The sequence below is a fragment of the Enterobacter sp. PL_is511 genome, assembly GCF_055816065.1.
Genome location: NZ_JBVPGP010000024.1, coordinates 986,723 through 1,004,570, shown reverse-complemented (window position 1 = coordinate 1,004,570; position 17,848 = coordinate 986,723). Strand labels below are relative to the sequence as shown.

The window sequence follows — 17,848 nt, the reverse complement described above, 5'->3', positions numbered from 1 at the left end:
CTCCTTCGAGCGCTTCTGGTTGTTACTGATCTTATGTTAATAAATTGTAATGAGCCCTTCGATAGTACCTGATTGTCCTGCGCCATGAAAGGTCTTCGTTATTAGGCTATAATGCGGCAATTGATAACGCCTGAAAATACCATGAAGAAAACTTCTTTTACAAAACACCGGGTTGAGCGATTCAGCTCGCGACAAGCCGCCAGAAGACCGCAGGAAACCCAGCCGAAGCGGGTTATTTTGTTCAATAAACCCTACGATGTTTTGCCGCAGTTTACCGATGAGGCCGGGCGCAGCACGCTGAAGGACTATATACCTGTTCAGGGCGTCTACGCCGCGGGCCGTCTGGACCGCGACAGCGAAGGCCTGCTGGTCTTAACCAACGACGGCGCCTTGCAGGCGAAGCTCACGCAGCCCGGGAAACGCACCGGTAAAATTTACTTCGTACAGGTCGAAGGCGAGCCGGACGAAGAAACGCTGGAAAAATTACGCAGCGGCGTGACGCTGAACGACGGCCTCACCCTGCCTGCAGGTATTGAACGCGTGAATGAACCAGAGTGGCTGTGGCCGCGCAACCCGCCGATTCGCGAACGCAAATCCATTCCGACAAGCTGGCTCAAAATTACCCTTTATGAAGGCCGCAACCGCCAGGTTCGCCGCATGACCGCGCACGTCGGCTTCCCTACCCTGCGTCTGATTCGCTACGCCATGGGCAGCTACACGCTGGAAACGCTGGCAAACGGCGAATGGCGAGACGTCACCCCTTAAGGAGTCACTATGTTTAAACCTCATGTCACGGTTGCCTGCGTGGTCCACGCTAAGGGTAAATTCCTTGTTGTCGAAGAGAGCATTAACGGCAAAGCGCTCTGGAACCAGCCTGCCGGGCATCTTGAAGCCAATGAGACCCTGCTGCAGGCCGCGAAACGCGAGCTGTGGGAAGAGACCGGCATTCACGCTGAACCCCAGCACTTCATCCGTATGCACCAGTGGATCGCGCCCGATCACACTCCGTTCCTGCGCTTTTTATTTGCCATTGAGCTTAGCGAAACGTGCGCCACAGAGCCGCAGGATGACGATATCGACCGCTGTCTGTGGGTCACTGCCGACGAGATCCTGAACGCGCCAAACCTGCGCTCGCCGCTGGTTGCGGAAAGCATTCGCTGCTGGCAGTCTGCTGGCCGCTTACCGCTGGATGTCATCGGCGCATTTAACTGGCCGTTTACAGAGGGTGCCAATGGTGGGGGGGCGTGATAGAATACGCCGCCTTGAAGTTCAATGTCGTGAGTATTCCATGTCAGATAATAGCCAGAAAAAAGTGATCGTCGGCATGTCCGGCGGTGTCGATTCCTCCGTTTCCGCCTACCTGTTACAGCAACAGGGCTATAAGGTGGAGGGCCTGTTCATGAAGAACTGGGAGGAAGATGATGGCGAGGAATACTGCACTGCCGCTGCGGATCTCGCCGACGCGCAGGCCGTATGCGATAAGCTCGGCATTGAACTGCACACCGTTAACTTTGCCGCAGAATACTGGGACAACGTTTTTGAACTGTTCCTCGAAGAGTACAAAGCGGGCCGCACGCCGAACCCGGATATTCTGTGCAACAAAGAGATCAAATTTAAGGCCTTCCTCGAATTCGCTGCAGAAGATCTGGGCGCAGACTACATCGCGACCGGTCACTACGTGCGTCGTGCAGACATGAATGGCAAAAGCCAGCTGCTGCGCGGTCTGGACGGCAATAAAGATCAAAGCTATTTCCTCTATACGCTGAGCCACGAGCAAATCACCCAGAGCCTGTTCCCGGTCGGCGAGCTGGAAAAGCCGCAGGTGCGTAAAATCGCCGAAGAGCTGGACCTGATCACCGCGAAGAAAAAAGACTCTACCGGCATCTGCTTCATCGGCGAGCGCAAATTCCGCGATTTCCTGGGACGTTACCTGCCCGCACAGCCGGGTAAAATTGTCACCGTCGACGGTGAAGAGATTGGCCAGCATCAGGGGCTGATGTACCACACGCTCGGCCAGCGTAAAGGCCTGGGTATCGGCGGGACCAAAGAAGGTAGCGAAGATCCGTGGTATGTTGTCGACAAAGACGTCGAAAACAATATTCTGGTTGTTGCCCAGGGTCACGATCATCCGCGTCTGATGTCCGTTGGCCTTATCGCCCAGCAGCTGCACTGGGTCGATCGTGAGCCGCTGAAAGGCACGCTGCGCTGCACGGTGAAAACCCGCTACCGCCAGACCGATATTCCTTGCACCATTACCGCGCTTGATGACGATCGCATTGACGTGCGCTTCGACGAGCCGGTCGCCGCCGTCACCCCGGGTCAGTCTGCTGTCTTCTACAGCGGTGAGATCTGCCTGGGCGGCGGGATCATTGAACAGCGCCTGCCGCTGCCTGCTGTTTAATACGATTGCACACATAAAGGAGACCGTGTGGCGAAGAACTACTATGACATCACCCTGGCACTGGCGGGAATTTGCCAGTCAGCCCGTCTGGTGCAACAGCTGGCGCATCAGGGTCATTGCGATGCTGACGCCCTGCACGTTTCACTCAACAGCGTTATCGATCTCAACCCCGGCTCGACCCTGGGTGTGTTCGGCGGCAGTGAAACCAATCTTCGTCTCGGTCTTGAAACCCTGCTTGGCGTGCTTAACGCCAGCAGCCGTCAGGGATTAAACGCGGAGCTGACCCGCTACACGTTGAGCCTGATGGTGCTGGAGCGTAAGCTGAGTGCAGCAAAAGGCGCGCTCAACACCCTGGGCGATCGTATTGCCGGGCTACAGCGTCAGCTCGACCATTTTGATCTGCAGTCCGACACGCTGCTCAGCGCCATGGCCGGCATTTATGTTGACGTCATCAGCCCGCTGGGCCCGCGTATTCAGGTCACCGGATCCCCTGCCGTGCTGCAAAGTCCGCAGGTACAGGCAAAAGTGCGTGCGTCCCTGCTGGCTGGGATCCGCGCCGCTGTGCTGTGGCACCAGGTTGGCGGTGGCCGCCTGCAGTTAATGTTTTCTCGTAATCGCCTGACCACTCAGGCAAAACAAATTCTTGCTCATTGTTAACCTCCCGGAGTTGCGAATTATGGAATTATCCTCACTGACCGCCGTATCCCCTGTCGATGGACGCTACGGCGATAAAGTCAGCGCGCTGCGCGGGATCTTCAGCGAATATGGTTTGCTGAAGTTCCGTGTTCAGGTTGAAGTACGCTGGCTGCAAAAGCTGGCCGCCCAGGCAGCAATCAAGGAAGTTCCTGCTTTTGACGAAAAGGCAAACGATTACCTTGATAAAATCGTTGCTGAGTTTAGCGAACAAGACGCCGCGCGCATTAAAACCATTGAACGCACTACCAACCACGACGTGAAAGCGGTTGAGTACTTCCTGAAAGAGAAAGTGGAAAGCGTCCCTGCGCTGCACGCCGTGTCTGAGTTCATTCACTTCGCCTGTACCTCTGAAGACATCAACAACCTGTCTCATGCGCTGATGCTCTCCACCGCGCGCAAAGAGGTGGTGCTGCCTTACTGGCGTAAAATCATCGACGCGGTAAAAGCGCTGTCCGTGGAATACCGCGACATTCCGCTGCTCTCCCGTACCCACGGCCAGCCAGCCACCCCATCCACGATGGGTAAAGAGATGGCGAACGTCGCCTACCGTATGGAACGCCAGTACCGTCAGCTGGAGCAGGTTGAGATCCTCGGCAAAATCAACGGGGCGGTCGGTAACTATAACGCCCACATCGCCGCTTACCCGGAAGTGGACTGGCACCAGTTCAGCGAAGAGTTCGTGACCTCTCTGGGCATTCAGTGGAACCCGTACACCACCCAGATTGAGCCGCACGACTATATCGCCGAGCTGTTTGACTGCATCGCGCGCTTCAACACCATCCTGATCGACTTCGATCGTGACGTGTGGGGCTACATCGCCCTGAACCACTTCAAGCAGAAAACCATCGCCGGTGAAATCGGCTCTTCCACCATGCCGCACAAAGTAAACCCAATCGACTTCGAAAACTCCGAAGGCAACCTGGGCCTGGCGAACGCCGTGCTGCAGCATATGGCGAGCAAACTGCCGGTATCCCGCTGGCAGCGCGACCTGACCGACTCCACCGTACTGCGTAACCTGGGCGTAGGCATTGGCTACGCGCTGATCGCGTATCAGTCCACCCTGAAAGGCGTGAGCAAGCTGGAAGTGAACCGTGACCGTCTGCTGGACGAGCTGGATCACAACTGGGAAGTGCTGGCGGAGCCGATTCAGACCGTGATGCGTCGTTATGGCATCGAAAAACCGTACGAAAAACTGAAAGAGCTGACCCGCGGCAAACGCGTTGACGCCGAAGGCATGAAGCAGTTTATCGACGGTCTGGCGCTGCCGGAAGAAGAGAAAACGCGCCTGAAGGCGATGACTCCGGCGAACTACATTGGCCGCGCCATCACCATGGTCGACGAGCTGAAGTAACGCCCCTCTCCCCCTTTTCGCCCGAAAAGGGGGATGCTTTTCCCCGGTTTACTCAATGTTTATCCCCACAACAACATAATCAGCGTTAAACTGCTTACCGAAAAGCACAACCATCACTAAAACAATAACTTATCTATTAATCAATAACTTATAATACTTTCATGGCAGACATTATCGGACAATAATGGGCATTTTATCGCCCCAAATCATGCCCCCCGGCACGATTTTGCCCCCAAATTTGCCCCCAAAATTCACGCTTTTACGTAGCTCCTTCCCGTTTCTTAACACACCGCTTTACACCCTCTCTACCTGATCAGCATAACCGCCACGAATCCGTTTGTAAGACTTAACCAGCGCGCTGATTTTTCTCCCTGCCCTATACTTTCAGTCTGACATCCGACTGGAGGTTTCTATGTGTGGACGTTTTGCACAAGCCCAAACCCGTGAAGAATATCTGGCATACCTGCCCGATAAAGCCGATCGTGACATTGCGTATGATCCGGAACCTATTGGCCGGTACAACGTGGCGCCTGGTACCAAAGTGCTGCTGCTGAGCGAACGCGACGAGCAGTTACATCTTGATCCTGTATTCTGGGGTTATGCCCCGGTATGGTGGGATAAAGCGCCCCTGATTAATACGCGCGTCGAAACGGCGGCCACCAGCAGAATGTTTAAACCTCTATGGCAGCATGGCCGGGCAATCTGCTTTGCTGATGGCTGGTTCGAATGGAAAAAGGAAGGAGACAAGAATCAGCCTTACTTCATTCATCGGGTCGACGGCCAGCCCATCTTCATGGCGGCGATTGGAAGCACGCCGTTCGAACGTGGTGACGAAGCAGAGGGTTTTCTCATCGTGACGTCTGCAGCTGATAAAGGTTTAGTCGACATTCACGACCGCCGGCCACTGGTCTTGTCACCTGAAGCGGCCCGTGAATGGATGCGCCAGAACATAGGCGGAAAAGAAGCTGAAGAGATTGCATCTAACGGCACTGTGCCAGCTGAGATGTTTATCTGGCATGCAGTGGCCCGTGATGTTGGAAATGTAAAAAATCAGGGGAGAAAATTGATAGAACAAACAGATATATAATCTACAGTACTTTTGATGCGCACTTTATTTTGGTTCAATATTATCATATTTTAAGAAAGAAATATATTTGCAGCCATCGGACCACTAAGTCCATTTATCCGATAGAATTCAACACGAACACCTGGTTTTAACGTTTGGCTTTCACTATTACTTAATGCCGAAACATGTAAAAAAACATCTTTTCTACCATCAGATGGGATAATCAATCCCTTTCCGCTCTTGAAGTCAAAACTTTTGACAATTCCTGTCATTTTACGAGACAAATATTTTCCTAATGGTAATCCAGATTTGACTATACAGGATTAGTTCATAATAGCTAACCCTATTTTAACGGCCCTCTGGAAGGCTAAAATAAAATTTGCTTTATCATTCAACCCGTGCCTTAATGGTATGGCTGATTCGTTGCGATGATGAATCTAACTTTTCCAAAAGCCGTTCTCATAACCAGGTGTTATCTCTGATACCTCCTCCTCTTGAGTCCATACATATACCAGCATACGTTTCTTATCATGAGCTTGCTTGTCAGTTTGAAATGTTCAAATGGAGTTTGTATGTCATCCAAAATCATTGGTCTTGTTAAGTGGTTTAACGAAGATAAGGGGTTTGGCTTTATCTCCCCACTCGATGGAAGTAAAGATGTTCTTGTTCACACTTCTTCCCTGCTGGGAGAAACATTTAATACTCTGTTTGAAGGACAAAAAGTCAAATTCGCTATCATAGCTGGAACTAAAGGTCCAATCGCTGCCAATGTAACACTTTGCGATAGATGATTTTTAGATGGTTTACTTAAGCCAGAATGACTTTATCAGTGCAAAGTAATTGTTCGGTTACGCACATCATTACAACAGGCCAGCATATTTACTTACCATCAAGTTTGCTGACCGATGTGATGAAATGCAGGACTGCTGCATGAACAGTCTCAAAGCAGAAGCTAACTGCTTATAAAATATTAAAGTGCGTAAGAGGTTAGGCAGCCTCTAAAAGCATCACTCTTATTTTTTATTAATTTTTTTAAAAGCGCTGGGAAGATTTGAATAAAGCACAGCAGTACGGGCACACCAATTGAGCACCCTTTTGTACACGATTGTAACTATGTTCGGAATCTTTTGAGCAGTTTGGACAAGGACATTTTACTAAATAATTTCGGCGGAATTGAGTGTTTTTACGTGCAGACATAGACTTCTCCAGTTCAAATGGACCGTTACAGTACACGTTAAGGCAGTATAATGCTTGTTTTAATTTCGAAAGAGGCAAAAAAATGGACAAACAGAACCCTTTCGAACACCTGCAGGGGCTAAAAACCCTCAAAATACATGGTGATATATGAAAAAAGTAATCATTTTTTTTAATGGTAAGCCAAGTAAAGTTATCACTGTGCTTAAAGGTGTGACATCAATACGAGAAGAATATCCTAATGGAGAAGTGATAAACCTTCAGATAATGTCAGCAGGCTTTCCCTCTTTAACAGGTGACCATGAAGTGGTCTATGTGGCTTCAGATCGAGAGCTTACCTCTCAGGAAATATTAGATGCGGCGCAGAAGTATCTTTGACGCTAGGGATTCAACGCCAACATTCATGAAATCATTATTATAACTACGTTTAATTATTATAGCCTGCTTAACGCAGGATTTTTTTACCACCACACAAACATTTATAATTAAGACGTGTACATCCAACACCATGGCAATATGATTTTATTGCTGAAGCAACCATAAGGCTTCCATGAAAATCCTACATTACACAGTATTAATAATTTTTGAAGCCCCATTCTCAGACAATAATATCAACCCTCTTATCTTGGGTCTCTTGCATGACCGAAACTATTCAAGTAAGTCAAACCGAGGCGTTAAACTTCCATCCCATGCATTCATTGGTTCAGAGGGTCAGGCAGTTTTAGAGTGGGAGTCTGAAAAAGATGGAGCAGAAAAACTAAAAAAAAGACTCTACCAGATGCTGCATGGAATTACACGTTTAGAAGAATCTCCCACAGCAATTTTTCTAATGATTTGCCCAGAAGATAAAACCTTAACCTTTGTTTCAAGACTTAAAGTAAAAAAGTGAACATCGATATTTTAACCTTCACCATCTGAAAATACCGTGTTCGTGAAAACTGCGAAAGAAAATCATGAGGCACATCATTAAATTTTGTATCATTTGCTAAGCATTGCTGTTACATTCGGTTTAATGATGAATCCTCCTCAGCGGCAGGGCTAACTAACCTGATGATTTGTATTTCAAGCGGCTCATCGTGAATTTCTGAAGCAGCGAGTCACGAGTGGTTAGCTCAATGACTCACCGGGAGGCACCCGGCATCATATCCATAAGCCCCTGTATAATTGCAGGGGCTTATTACATTACAAAAGCATAGTAGTAGACATATTACTCTTAATACTCATAGCCGATAATTAGGTTCGAATGAATATACCGTTTAAAGAATCATCTAACTTTTATTAGGTCTGAATACCTCGTAGTATATCGTGGAGATAACATATCCCGTTTCATCTGCCACTGCTGCTGTATGCCCTGCCCGGCAAAATAAAGCGTTCCCTTTCCATCTTTCGAGTTCAGATAATCCAAAACTTCCATCAACCTCTCGCTACCAGCACGCGGCGCGTTCTCGTCGAACAAGTTGAGCTGCGCCACACCATAGCTAAAGAAGTCACCCAGCATAATGCCGGCTTTCTGGTAACGGTGTCCGTCTTTCCAGATTTTGTCGAGGCACTTTACCGCGGCGTTAATGATGTCGCGTGAATCCTGAGTGGGAGTAAGAAGCTTCATTGATGCACTATTACCGTAGTATGGCTCGTTAAGTGCAAAGGGAGAGGTTTTCACGAATGCAGAAATAAAACGGCAATACTGATGCTCGCCGCGAAGTTTTTCGGCGCCACGCGCCGCATAGCTGCAAATAGCCTGTCGCATCTGCTCGTAGTCCGTGACGCGTTCGCCGAATGAACGGCTGCAGACAATTTCTTGCTTTGTCGGTGCAAATTCCTCCAGATCGAGGCATGGCTCGCCGCGCAGCTCCCGGACGGTTCGCTCGAGTACAACGTTAAAGTGCTTCCTGATTATCCATGTGCTCTGCTCCGATAGGTCGAGGGCAGTTTTAATGCCCATTGCGTTAAGCTTCTTACTGATGCGCCTGCCGACGCCCCAGACATCCTCTACAGGTACCAGGGCAAGGAGTCGTCGCTGGCGATCGATATTGGACAGGTCCACTACCCCGCCCGTCTGCCTCTGCCATTTCTTTGCGGCGTGGTTGGCGAGTTTAGCGAGTGTTTTTGTCTGGGCAATGCCAACGCCAACGGTGAGGTGCGTACGCTTCAGAACCGTAGCGCGGATCTCCTTGCCGAACCCAGTCAGGTCACGGCAGTTTCGCACTCCGGTAAGATCACAAAAAGCTTCATCGATACTGTAAATTTCGACGCGAGGGCTCATTTCCTCCAGCGTCGTCATTACCCGATTCGACATGTCAGCGTAGAGCTCGTAGTTACTGCTGAAGCAAACAACGCCAGCGCGCCGGAATAAATCCTTTTGCTTGAAAAATGGCTCCCCCATGGTAATTCCTGCCGCTTTGGCCTCTGCGCTACGGGCTATCACACAGCCATCGTTGTTCGACAGAACGACCACCGGCCGCCCATTAAGATCAGGTCTGAAGACTGTCTCGCATGATGCGTAGAACGAATTTACATCACACAGCGCAAACATGATCAGCTCGCAGATTTCACGATGAAAGTGACGACGCCGAAGACGTCCAGAGTATCCTCCCCTCCAACGATGATCGGCGAATACGCGCTATTCATCGGAATGAGCTGGACAGTGGGGCGTAGCTGCAGGCGCTTAACTGTAAACTCCCCTTCTACCGCGGCGATTACGATATCTCCATGTTCAGCAGTTCGTGAACTATCCACCACCAGCAAATCTCCGTCGCTGATCCCTGCTTCGATCATTGAATCACCCGCGGCTTTAACAAAATAGGTTGAGCTGGGATGAGCGACAAGTAACTCATTGAGATCGATGCGCTGCTCGACATAGTCGGCAGCCGGACTTGGGAATCCGCATTGCACAATGTCGCTGAAAAGCGGGAGAGCGATAATTTCGCGTAACTCTGCAGGTCTGAAGAACTCCATGGTGCTTACTCCAAGTACTGTTTTTATATACAGTAGTTTCATTTTGAAGCGTTCGCAAGACAGAGGATCTATCAGTATTGTTCAAAGCTTCGCCGTTTCGTTTCTAAGTTTCTATCCCGTTTAGAGTTGTGGTTTTTGTAAATTTTTCTACTATCGATCATCGTGCTCATAATTCACTCAGCCTGTTACAGAGTTGCGATTCACATACCTGAGTGAGTCATGCGGATGGCATTTCAGGCCATTCGATATCCGGTGCTGTTGATGTGTCTACACGATTAAGCTGTACCCGATACTTTTTCCATATAAGCAATTGCTCTTTTTCTGTATCAGTGGCTATCTCCAGATCAGCAGCATCCTGTAAGGGTGCAATGGCAGCATTAGCAATCTGCATCAGAGCGGCCTTTTTACTCTCCGCCGCTGCGATTAACTCACCTGGTGAATACCCTGGCTGCTCAATTAGAACCGGGCCATCAGGAGTATGGTTGATATATTTCCCCTGCTCCTGCCCCAGAAACAGTGCGGCGTGCTCTTCCTCGCTAAGTGGCTTCAGGTCAGGGGGAATATCATTTCCGTTTAACTCATTTTCGCCCAGCCAAAAAAAACCTTTTGCGGAATAGCTGTAATAATATTGCTCATTCATCATTAATACCCCAGTGCAAACCAAGAAATACCACACGCCGTGTCCTCTCCGCTGTTCGCTTTGCTGGCGAGACGAAATTGCGTTGTACTCACTGGATAACCATAGGCATTGTCAATAGCTCCAAGCTGGCCGTCTTTGTTAGTCGCGAAAACAGCAAAGCAGGTGTCGATAAATGCCCGCGGAAATGAGTATGTTCCGTTAGCTTTATCAACGTTGCCCCATTGCATAATCAGTCCCGTTGATTCGTCTCGACTCCAGCCTGAAAATCCCATTGTGGCCGTATTCTTTTTGTTAAAACTATTATTTACCCAGTCTGTCGTTGCGCGAGCTTTAATATTTTCATCGCGGGAGGCAAACTGACTGTTCAGCCAGTTTGTTAACTCTCCGCCCCAGACAGAGCCGGTAATATCTCCGTTTGTATGTAACGAGGCTCCCCCGGCTTTAATCGTTGCCGGGCTCCTGAACTCTCCGGTAGCAACATCAAGCACCCACAGCCGGTCATTTACGTCAAAATCTGTTTTCGCATGAATCACGACTTGGGGGAAATTAGGCTCTCCCGTGGTCATTAGCCCCACAGAGAATGCAACAGGATAGCCTGACGCTAAAGAAACTACCTGTTTGACGAGAGGGAAATAATTATTGTCATTATTCGGCCTGACGATTGCGGGGCTTAAAAAAGGTGCGCCGCTGGTAAGCTGCGCTCCAAGACCTCCCGCCCCCGCCGTCCCGTTATTATCTTCAATAATCTGGAAGATTTTTGTCAGTATTCTGGCACTATGCTGAAGCTCATCTTCATTAAAATACCCGGCTAAAACACTGTTGGCCATCAGTCCAATAATGCCGTCGCCATTGGACTTAAAGCCCGAGTCGTTATCCCCGATTGCAATGGAGCTGCCACCAATTGTGTTTTTGGTGCCCACACCGAATGAAGAGGTCTGGGTTAAACCAAGAGGCCCCTCCATACTGTCGCCGGATTTTAATATATATTCATCTTTGCTCTTTGTGGCGATACTACCGAGGCCGAGATGTACTTTGGCGGCATCAGCGTCGGTTAAATCAGAAAGGTTCTTTTCTTTCTGCAATGCATTAACGATGCGGCTGTCGTCACCGGCTGCGACAGTGTTCTGCGTTGTTCCGACATCCAGTATTGCCGCACCTTTCAGTCCAATATTTTTGCGCGATTCGACAACATCCTTCACATCACCCAGATTCGCATCCTGGCGAAGGAACAACCCGTCTCCGGTTGCAATCTTCAGCTCGATATCTGCCGTTTCTGACACGGCAAGCCGAAACTGGAGTTTGACGCTGATGCCACTTACCGGTTTCTCAATCGCGGCGCAGTTTGCCACAGCATAGAGTTCACCGGCATCGGTCAGTAACCCGACCTCGCGAACCACAAATCCGCCAACGTCAGCAGGCAGCACAATTTGCGCAAAAAACTGATTCGCCTGATCCGGTGAGACCTGTAATGCAGAAATTCCGGATCGATAAACCTCATGAACCAGGGTGGTTAACGCCGGGTCAGGTATGACGGACTGACCATTGCCATCACCCACCACAAAATCTTTAATAATGACGGGCTTCCCTGTGGCAGAGGACTGCGCCTCCAGCTCCTTGCCCCTGTTTGTCAGAATACTGTAATACTTCTCAGCCATGGTTATTCTCCGGCTTTAATATCAATATCAATCCAGGCGGTAACAGCGCCGCCGGTATAATAGGTTCCCTTAGCGCCTAGGTCGGCGATCACATCGATGGTGGTCAGCAGGCTGCGCAGGTTTTTGGCTTTATCCACCTGCCGCCGTATGCGCTGATATAACGCATCATCAACTTCCTGAAGGCTGTAAACCTCAACCCGAAACGTGTAGGGTGCCTGGCGGGGTTCATCCTCCCACCATTCCACAACGGTCGTCGGGAGACTGACGGCGCTCAGCGAGCGTCGGACGGCACCGGCAGTACCGCGATGCTGATGAACATAGGCGGCATCCTTAATCACCTGGCGCTTTTCCGCCTCAGTCCAGGCGTCCTCCCAGGAATCCACCGCATATTCCCAGGCAAGCCAGGGCAGCAGATGCGCCGGACAGGTATCAGCGTTTTTCACGTTACGCACCATGTCCGTATCCAGCGCGGTGATTTGCTCAGAGCTGGCCTGCTCCAGTGCCCGCTCAGGCTGAATGGCGGAGGGCGGCAGCAGGGAGCGGAATTTATCCACCGGAACCTCCTTTGCGGGTGACGTTTATCGCACTGCACCAGGGTGCCTGCCCTGCGGCCGCTTCAAGATCTGCGATCGGGTTTGTCAGTCTTACTCTGGAGACACCGGGCTGCTGGAGTGCAGCGTAAATTGCGGAAAGGGGCACAAGGGCGTTAATTCGGTGTGCAAGCAGGGTGTAGCTGGTCAGCGTGCTGATCGCATTTTCGAGTACCGTCTGTGCATCCGGCCCGTCGGGTATATCCAGTTCTGCGGTCACTTCATAGCTGGCGATGGTGGCACTTTTGACACTGACATAATCAGTCAGCGGCCTGACTTCATCTGCACTGAGCTTATTAACCACAGTGTCAATCAGGACAGCACTGGCCTCACCATTACCGGTTCGTGACAGAACATACACGTCCACCTCACCGGGGCGGTTATGGGTTTCAGGTCCATAAGCATCTGCATCCAGCACATCGTTATCTGCTGATTTGGCATGGAAACGGTACGCGTTGCGCGCTCCTGCCGTATTCAGCTGTGCCCACGATAGCTGTATTCGCTCACGGAAAGCGTCATCATCTTCATAGACAGGATCGACAGGCGGCACGGTATCCGGATCGCCGGGATTTATCACTAGGCGGGAAACGTTAAAGCCCGCGCCAATCTGGTCGAGATCGGCTTCTCTGGCGCTGGCAAGGAAAACTGCGCGTACCGCGTCATTGACGCGCTGAAACGCCAGGGTGAGCTGGTAGGCGTTGATTTCACCCTGTTTAAACGCCGGATCAGATTCCACCAGCGCATCAAATGCCGGATCCAGTTCGCGCAGGCGCGCCAGCCAGCGGGTAAAAATATCTGCAGCATCCGGTACCACGATGGCATCCGGCACCGCCAGGGCGGACAGGTTAATTATGTCGTAACTACTTGCCATAAATCTGTATGCCTCCGGTGCTGACGGGAAGATTGTTCTCTTTGTTGATCCCCTCGATATCCACGACGCAGCCCGTTCCATCTGCCGGGAAAGAGACGATCACACGTCTTACCTGCAGTCGTGGCTCCCAGCGCGCCAAGGCTGAGGCCGTGGCCGCGATAATCCGCAACCGGGTAAGATCGTCGCGAGGGTTGTCCACCAGCGAAAACAGGTCACTGCCGTAATCACGCACCAGAATGCGGCTGCCGAGCGGCGTGGAGAGGATATCGCTGACGGACTGGCGCAAATGATCGCTGCCGGACAGGCGTTTACCGGTCCGGCTGTTTACACCGTTCATAATGTTTTTCCGTATGAGGATCGCCAGGTGGCGGAGAGTTAACCGAAATAATCCGGGCCGGTTTTATCCTTGCTGCCGGATTTTTTAGAGGATTTCGCAGGCTTGCGGATATCAACTACCAGGTTATACGTGTAGCTGAAACCGGCAGGCGTGAGGGAATAGACCAGAGATTCCACCACCCAAGTACGATCTTCCCGCTCGCCAAAGCCGGACGTGGAGACGCCGGATTCTGCCGTAAGCGGGACATGTTTCGGGCGGCACGGTCCCGTCACCGTCATTTTCTGCTCATTGCGCCGGGCCTGCGTTTTTTTCGATTTGGCCTGCTGGTCAGCAGTGGTCTTTGCGGGCTGGGTATAGGGATTCGCCATCGAGGGGCCGTCATGGTCAACCGTGGTGGTTTTGGTCTTTCCGTCCGCTTCATCGTAATAGCGCACACCAATTTTGCCTGATGACTTACCGCTGCTGCCGGTTGCTTTCCCCGTGGAGCTCCCCCGCTCGCCCTCACTGTATGACCAGTTTGAAACTTCCTCCGGAGTGATAACCAGTTCCCCGGTCTGCTCACCTGAAGCCTTAGCCGTTGCGCCCTGCCGGAGAAAAAGCCAGTATCCGCCGGAGGGTTTGCTGACGGCGTTCCAGGTACGGGCCAGCCGGGTCAGCAGGTTGGCGTCAGACTCTGCCACCTGATCAACATGGTCAATATGGATATTCGCAAGCTCTGTGGCCACTTTCGGTACCAGACCGTTTTCGGTGGCCACGGTTTTAACCAGGTCGGCCAGCCGCAGATTATCCCAGCTTCGAGTTTTCTGGCTCAGCACATCGCCGGGCTGTTTCTGCGCGTTCATGGGGGCGGCCGTGGCATAAATATCCACGCGCCGTGGCGGACCACTGCTGCCGACGCCGGACACCACGAACCAGCCCTTATCCACCAGCTGGTCGTTGAAGCCCAGAGCCACGCGTAACCGCGCGCCTTTTGTCGGTAAAGGGAGGGTTTCTGAGAGTAACGTGATTTTCAGCTCGTCCGCTTTTGCCGTGGCGCCGCCGTAATCGGTCAGTGTCATCTCTGCCAAGCTCTGCTGCAGCCCGCGGGTGATATCCTTTCCTTCCGCGCTGACGCTGAACGCCGGCGCGTATTCCGGTTTAACAATCTGTTCAGTCATATTAATCCCACAGGCTGAAGGCGGAATCCTGAACCGGCGATGCCAGATCCGGCAGGGTGATAAAGAGGCCTGACGGGTAAACCGCGCCGGCATCAGCCAGCCCCGGATTCGCTTCAAGCACCTGTGTCACGATAAAAGACAGGTTTTCCGTGCCGTAATGCAACGCGCAGACAGCATCCAGTACATCACCGTCACGGGTTTGATATATCGTCGGCATAATGTTTCAGCGTCATCGTCCAGTTTTTATTTCGGTGGCCGCCACCGGGCAGGAAACGGTTTGTCGTGTCGGAAAAGTCGATCACTACCCACCAGCCCAGCACATCCCCTTCACCGCTAACCAGCTGCTGTGGCTTGTTCTGGTCGGCCAGATCGTAGAGATCGTTAACGGCATCCACCCCCTTACGGAAGAAGGCATGCGATTCCCCTTCAAGTCGGACGGTTCGCCCTGGCTTGCCGGTGTACTGCAGCAGGTCCTGTTTGCCGATACGCTCCTGCTCGCTCCATCGCCAGCTGGCCTCACGGGTCAGCTGGTTATACGCCGTGGTATCGATGGAAAAGGCGAAATCGCCCAGCATCATCATCACCCGGGCGGCCTGTGCACCACGCGCTGCGCTGGCACCTGCCTGCCCGAAATCTTCAAAGACAGGAATGATTTCACTCACCAGATTTGCCCTCCGTCCAGCATGCTGCTATTACCCGTAAAAGCCGGGCTGCTTTTCGTCACAGCCTCCACCTCATCAGCAATGCCCCGTTCGTCCTGCCCCGGTGCGCCGTGAATTTCAAACCGGTATTCGAACCGGCGGTTGTCTGTCAGTTGCCGTGGCGCGGGTGCGGCGTCCGCTGCATCGAGTTTCTGCAACAACATATCCCAGCGACCTTCCGCATCCGTACCGGCATTCCCCCGGCCGTCGTCAGCAGTACCGGAAAGCGGGACGGTACGCGGTACGGCAGTCTGCCGGGGTGTATCCTTCTCCGTTATACCCGGTACCACCTGCAGAGATGTTTCTGGCGGTAATGGCGCCAGCAGGGTCCGGGGGTAATTATCCCATACCGTCGGGCTGGTACCGGGCATGACAGGCTGCTGTACCGGCTTCATTAACCCATCCGGCCCGAACAATCCGCCGCTGTTCTCAGGGGGCAGATACTTATCGAGGGTGGTGTTGAATGTCTCCTCGTCATCACGGAAAAAGCCCCGCGTATCCCGGTAAGATTTTTTCACATCGTCAGGCAGGTCCGGCTTTTCCTTCAGCTGCTGTTCAAACCATTCTCCCTGGCCGTTTCGCTGCGCCGTCATCCGGGCAATATCGACCGAGCCGGTCATGGCCAGAGATTTAAGGACATCCCGCTGATCGCTTCGCTCATCCGGCAGCAGCCAGGACAGTTTTTTTGCCAGCGCGTACGCCACCTTCCCGACAAAGACAATTCCCTGCCCGAACGTCAGCACGCCCGGATAGAGATCATTGCGCAGGAAACTGACAATGCGCTTGATCCCACCGCCTTTAAACCACTCCGCCAGATCATCAGTAAGGCGGCGCACATCCGGTGCCAGTTCGTTACCCAGCTGGCCGGAGATTTCCGCCACCGCAGAGGAGAAGACGGTCTGCAGGTTGGTAATGGCGCGATTGCCTTCCATTGCACCTTCAGCGCCCTCTTTCGTGACCAGGTTATACCGGCGCTGCTCGTCTATCAGATCGCGGTAACTCTTCCCAGACTGCTTCAGCAGCATCAGCAGTTTGCTGGCCTCACCGCCAAACAGGGAATCCAGCGCAAAAGAGGCTTTCGATTCATCCTGCAGGCTGAGCGCACGCTCGACGATTTTCTCAAACTGCGCCATATCGCTGAGCCCGGCAAAATCACCCGCCTTAAAGCCCAGCGTTTCAAACGCGTCCTGCAGCGATCCCTGCTTGCCGTTCTGCTTGTACTCCCCCGCCTTGTGCAGATACTCCTCGAACAGATCGCCGATGTTCTCCCCGTTCATGTCGTACTGTTTTGCGAGCGTGTCCCAGGCATCAAACGTCGGAATATCCACGCCATAGCTTTTCGCCACGCCGGCACGCCGGGCCGTCTCCGCATTGGTGGCCGCCGGGGCAATCAGGGTGCCCAGTGCGGAAGCCACCACCCCGCCGCCGCCGATCGCCAGCCCCGGCGCCACCATGCCACCCAGCTGACCGGCGATACCCAATCCGCGGCGAAACAGCCCCTTACCGGCCCCCTTGAAGGCCGCCAGCCGCTGTGCCTTCTGCATCTGCTGGTTAAGTTTCTGCTGCTCGGCTTCGGTTTTGCGAATTTCACGGGATACGTCGCTGTAACGCCGTTTAAGCTCGCCAAGACTCTGCCCGGCGAGCTTTGCCCGCTTGATTTCCGCTGCCAGCTTCGCCTGGTCTTTCGTCAGCTTTTCTGACTGCTTCCCGACGTCCTTCAGGCTCTTTTGCAGGCCGTTCGCTGAACGGCTCCATGAACTGTCGATATTGCCGCCAAAGGTAATGACGGCCTTAAGGTTCTGGCTTAATCCGGCCACGATTTACCGCCTCCACTTCGTCGGTGAGAAAATCAGAAAACAAGCTGAACGGCATATCCAGGTATTCCGTCATTGAAAAATGCAGACGCCGCCCGAGAAAGCGTATCGCCCGGATCAGGCCTTTTTCGGTCGCTCCGCGGGCGGGAGCATAAAAACATTAAACGCGTCCAGCAGCTGCGCATAATCCGCCGCCGTCAGTTGCCAGATATCCTGCTCGCTGAGGTTGCACAGCAGCGCAATCATGCGCGCTTCTTTTTCTTCTTCACTGCCGCGGTCCTTGGAAAAGGTGATGCGGTCACGCACAAGCGGCTCACGCAGCGTCACCTGGTTGAGCGCACTGCCATTTTCAAGCGTGACGGGGGAATACAGTTTAATAACGCGGGTTTCACCTGGAAAAGACATGTTTATCTCCATAAA

General features: G+C 52.3%; 23 protein-coding genes. 9 read left to right on the top strand and 14 right to left on the bottom strand.

What is annotated here, in order from left to right; genetic code table 11:
- The first annotated feature begins 111 nt into the window (after window positions 1-111).
- The 6 genes from rluE to AC0TN7_RS20275 all read left to right on the top strand — a co-directional run bounded on the left by rluE (window position 112) and on the right by AC0TN7_RS20275 (window position 5,535).
- On the top strand, window positions 112-765 hold the full coding sequence (gene rluE / locus AC0TN7_RS20300; protein ID WP_024908592.1) for a 23S rRNA pseudouridine(2457) synthase RluE: 654 nt from the start codon (window positions 112-114) through the stop codon (window positions 763-765).
- 9 nt (window positions 766-774) lie between these two features.
- Window positions 775-1,248: an NUDIX hydrolase gene (locus tag AC0TN7_RS20295; RefSeq protein ID WP_473702373.1), complete on the top strand. Its 474-nt coding sequence runs from the start codon at window positions 775-777 to the stop codon at window positions 1,246-1,248.
- 40 nt (window positions 1,249-1,288) lie between these two features.
- Window positions 1,289-2,401 carry a tRNA 2-thiouridine(34) synthase MnmA gene (gene mnmA / locus AC0TN7_RS20290; RefSeq protein WP_473702372.1) on the top strand — a complete coding sequence of 371 codons (1,113 nt, stop codon included), beginning with the start codon at window positions 1,289-1,291 and terminating at the stop codon, window positions 2,399-2,401.
- A 27-nt stretch (window positions 2,402-2,428) separates the two neighbouring features.
- The gene (gene hflD, locus AC0TN7_RS20285; protein ID WP_008500756.1) at window positions 2,429-3,058 is read left to right on the top strand and encodes a high frequency lysogenization protein HflD; all 630 of its coding nucleotides are present in this window, start codon (window positions 2,429-2,431) and stop codon (window positions 3,056-3,058) included.
- A gap of 19 nt (window positions 3,059-3,077) precedes the next feature.
- On the top strand, window positions 3,078-4,448 hold the full coding sequence (purB, locus tag AC0TN7_RS20280) for an adenylosuccinate lyase (protein WP_008500757.1): 1,371 nt from the start codon (window positions 3,078-3,080) through the stop codon (window positions 4,446-4,448).
- 412 nt (window positions 4,449-4,860) lie between these two features.
- Window positions 4,861-5,535, top strand: a complete 675-nt coding sequence (locus AC0TN7_RS20275; RefSeq protein WP_267216665.1) for an SOS response-associated peptidase — start codon at window positions 4,861-4,863, stop codon at window positions 5,533-5,535.
- A gap of 50 nt (window positions 5,536-5,585) precedes the next feature.
- On the opposite strand, the gene cspF is transcribed toward AC0TN7_RS20275, so the two are convergent.
- Window positions 5,586-5,798 carry a cold shock-like protein CspF gene (gene cspF / locus AC0TN7_RS20270; RefSeq protein WP_072058474.1) on the bottom strand — a complete coding sequence of 71 codons (213 nt, stop codon included), beginning with the start codon at window positions 5,796-5,798 and terminating at the stop codon, window positions 5,586-5,588.
- A 288-nt stretch (window positions 5,799-6,086) separates the two neighbouring features.
- Here cspF and AC0TN7_RS20265 point away from each other — a divergent pair, with 288 nt between their 5' ends.
- Window positions 6,087-6,305 (top strand): cold shock domain-containing protein, encoded by a 219-nt coding sequence (locus AC0TN7_RS20265; RefSeq protein ID WP_042719078.1) that lies wholly within the window; start codon window positions 6,087-6,089, stop codon window positions 6,303-6,305.
- Window positions 6,306-6,546: 241 nt separating this feature from the next.
- Here AC0TN7_RS20265 and AC0TN7_RS20260 read toward each other — a convergent pair whose 3' ends face one another.
- On the bottom strand, window positions 6,547-6,711 hold the full coding sequence (locus AC0TN7_RS20260; protein ID WP_213729873.1) for a YnfU family zinc-binding protein: 165 nt from the start codon (window positions 6,709-6,711) through the stop codon (window positions 6,547-6,549).
- Window positions 6,712-6,858: 147 nt separating this feature from the next.
- Between AC0TN7_RS20260 and AC0TN7_RS20255 the strand changes: the two genes are divergently transcribed.
- Both AC0TN7_RS20255 and AC0TN7_RS20250 read left to right on the top strand, forming a co-directional pair.
- Window positions 6,859-7,086, top strand: coding sequence for a hypothetical protein (locus AC0TN7_RS20255; RefSeq protein ID WP_025910815.1), 228 nt, complete (start codon window positions 6,859-6,861; stop codon window positions 7,084-7,086).
- 172 nt (window positions 7,087-7,258) lie between these two features.
- The gene (locus AC0TN7_RS20250) at window positions 7,259-7,597 is read left to right on the top strand and encodes a hypothetical protein (RefSeq protein ID WP_202783567.1); all 339 of its coding nucleotides are present in this window, start codon (window positions 7,259-7,261) and stop codon (window positions 7,595-7,597) included.
- Between the two features lie 375 nt (window positions 7,598-7,972).
- Here AC0TN7_RS20250 and AC0TN7_RS20245 read toward each other — a convergent pair whose 3' ends face one another.
- The 12 genes from AC0TN7_RS20245 to AC0TN7_RS20190 all read right to left on the bottom strand — a co-directional run bounded on the left by AC0TN7_RS20245 (window position 7,973) and on the right by AC0TN7_RS20190 (window position 17,833).
- Window positions 7,973-9,241, bottom strand: a complete 1,269-nt coding sequence (locus AC0TN7_RS20245; RefSeq protein ID WP_267216666.1) for a Y-family DNA polymerase — start codon at window positions 9,239-9,241, stop codon at window positions 7,973-7,975.
- 2 nt (window positions 9,242-9,243) lie between these two features.
- Window positions 9,244-9,663, bottom strand: a complete 420-nt coding sequence (locus AC0TN7_RS20240) for a translesion error-prone DNA polymerase V autoproteolytic subunit (protein WP_267216850.1) — start codon at window positions 9,661-9,663, stop codon at window positions 9,244-9,246.
- Window positions 9,664-9,880: 217 nt separating this feature from the next.
- Complete coding sequence (locus AC0TN7_RS20235; RefSeq protein WP_410374667.1) at window positions 9,881-10,339, bottom strand: tail fiber assembly protein; 459 nt, start codon at window positions 10,337-10,339, stop codon at window positions 9,881-9,883.
- Window positions 10,306-11,958, bottom strand: coding sequence for a phage tail protein (locus tag AC0TN7_RS20230; protein ID WP_267216667.1), 1,653 nt, complete (start codon window positions 11,956-11,958; stop codon window positions 10,306-10,308). The genes AC0TN7_RS20235 and AC0TN7_RS20230 overlap by 34 nt, the downstream gene beginning before the upstream one ends.
- A gap of 2 nt (window positions 11,959-11,960) precedes the next feature.
- Window positions 11,961-12,512 carry a phage tail protein I gene (locus AC0TN7_RS20225; protein WP_267216668.1) on the bottom strand — a complete coding sequence of 184 codons (552 nt, stop codon included), beginning with the start codon at window positions 12,510-12,512 and terminating at the stop codon, window positions 11,961-11,963.
- On the bottom strand, window positions 12,505-13,419 hold the full coding sequence (locus tag AC0TN7_RS20220; RefSeq protein WP_267216669.1) for a baseplate assembly protein: 915 nt from the start codon (window positions 13,417-13,419) through the stop codon (window positions 12,505-12,507). The genes AC0TN7_RS20225 and AC0TN7_RS20220 overlap by 8 nt, the downstream gene beginning before the upstream one ends.
- Window positions 13,409-13,756 carry a GPW/gp25 family protein gene (locus tag AC0TN7_RS20215; protein WP_267216670.1) on the bottom strand — a complete coding sequence of 116 codons (348 nt, stop codon included), beginning with the start codon at window positions 13,754-13,756 and terminating at the stop codon, window positions 13,409-13,411. The genes AC0TN7_RS20220 and AC0TN7_RS20215 overlap by 11 nt, the downstream gene beginning before the upstream one ends.
- Before the next feature lie 38 nt (window positions 13,757-13,794).
- Window positions 13,795-14,913, bottom strand: a complete 1,119-nt coding sequence (locus AC0TN7_RS20210) for a contractile injection system protein, VgrG/Pvc8 family (RefSeq protein ID WP_267216671.1) — start codon at window positions 14,911-14,913, stop codon at window positions 13,795-13,797.
- Window position 14,914: 1 nt separating this feature from the next.
- Window positions 14,915-15,130 carry a tail protein X gene (locus AC0TN7_RS20205; RefSeq protein WP_267216672.1) on the bottom strand — a complete coding sequence of 72 codons (216 nt, stop codon included), beginning with the start codon at window positions 15,128-15,130 and terminating at the stop codon, window positions 14,915-14,917.
- A complete protein-coding gene (locus AC0TN7_RS20200; protein WP_369700818.1) occupies window positions 15,105-15,566 on the bottom strand; it encodes a phage tail protein in 462 nt (153 codons plus the stop codon). Before AC0TN7_RS20200 ends, AC0TN7_RS20205 begins: the two co-directional genes overlap by 26 nt.
- A gap of 5 nt (window positions 15,567-15,571) precedes the next feature.
- Complete coding sequence (locus AC0TN7_RS20195; protein WP_267216673.1) at window positions 15,572-17,431, bottom strand: AAA family ATPase; 1,860 nt, start codon at window positions 17,429-17,431, stop codon at window positions 15,572-15,574.
- Between the two features lie 114 nt (window positions 17,432-17,545).
- Window positions 17,546-17,833, bottom strand: coding sequence for a phage tail assembly protein (locus AC0TN7_RS20190; protein WP_267216674.1), 288 nt, complete (start codon window positions 17,831-17,833; stop codon window positions 17,546-17,548).
- Window positions 17,834-17,848 lie beyond the last annotated feature (15 nt).

What these genes read in the sequence shown, in the direction of transcription:
- rluE (WP_024908592.1), top strand. Translation starts at nt 112, where the DNA reads ATGCGGCAATTGATAACGCCTGAAAATACCATGAAGAAAACTTCTTTT.
- AC0TN7_RS20295 (WP_473702373.1), top strand. Translation starts at nt 775, where the DNA reads ATGTTTAAACCTCATGTCACGGTTGCCTGCGTGGTCCACGCTAAGGGT.
- mnmA (WP_473702372.1), top strand. Translation starts at nt 1,289, where the DNA reads ATGTCAGATAATAGCCAGAAAAAAGTGATCGTCGGCATGTCCGGCGGT.
- purB (WP_008500757.1), top strand. Translation starts at nt 3,078, where the DNA reads ATGGAATTATCCTCACTGACCGCCGTATCCCCTGTCGATGGACGCTAC.
- AC0TN7_RS20275 (WP_267216665.1), top strand. Translation starts at nt 4,861, where the DNA reads ATGTGTGGACGTTTTGCACAAGCCCAAACCCGTGAAGAATATCTGGCA.
- AC0TN7_RS20265 (WP_042719078.1), top strand. Translation starts at nt 6,087, where the DNA reads ATGTCATCCAAAATCATTGGTCTTGTTAAGTGGTTTAACGAAGATAAG.
- AC0TN7_RS20260 (WP_213729873.1), bottom strand. Translation starts at nt 6,711, where the DNA reads ATGTCTGCACGTAAAAACACTCAATTCCGCCGAAATTATTTAGTAAAA.
- AC0TN7_RS20255 (WP_025910815.1), top strand. Translation starts at nt 6,859, where the DNA reads ATGAAAAAAGTAATCATTTTTTTTAATGGTAAGCCAAGTAAAGTTATC.
- AC0TN7_RS20250 (WP_202783567.1), top strand. Translation starts at nt 7,259, where the DNA reads ATGAAAATCCTACATTACACAGTATTAATAATTTTTGAAGCCCCATTC.
- AC0TN7_RS20245 (WP_267216666.1), bottom strand. Translation starts at nt 9,241, where the DNA reads ATGTTTGCGCTGTGTGATGTAAATTCGTTCTACGCATCATGCGAGACA.
- AC0TN7_RS20240 (WP_267216850.1), bottom strand. Translation starts at nt 9,663, where the DNA reads ATGGAGTTCTTCAGACCTGCAGAGTTACGCGAAATTATCGCTCTCCCG.
- AC0TN7_RS20230 (WP_267216667.1), bottom strand. Translation starts at nt 11,958, where the DNA reads ATGGCTGAGAAGTATTACAGTATTCTGACAAACAGGGGCAAGGAGCTG.
- AC0TN7_RS20220 (WP_267216669.1), bottom strand. Translation starts at nt 13,419, where the DNA reads ATGGCAAGTAGTTACGACATAATTAACCTGTCCGCCCTGGCGGTGCCG.
- AC0TN7_RS20215 (WP_267216670.1), bottom strand. Translation starts at nt 13,756, where the DNA reads ATGAACGGTGTAAACAGCCGGACCGGTAAACGCCTGTCCGGCAGCGAT.
- AC0TN7_RS20210 (WP_267216671.1), bottom strand. Translation starts at nt 14,913, where the DNA reads ATGACTGAACAGATTGTTAAACCGGAATACGCGCCGGCGTTCAGCGTC.
- AC0TN7_RS20205 (WP_267216672.1), bottom strand. Translation starts at nt 15,130, where the DNA reads ATGCCGACGATATATCAAACCCGTGACGGTGATGTACTGGATGCTGTC.
- AC0TN7_RS20190 (WP_267216674.1), bottom strand. Translation starts at nt 17,833, where the DNA reads ATGTCTTTTCCAGGTGAAACCCGCGTTATTAAACTGTATTCCCCCGTC.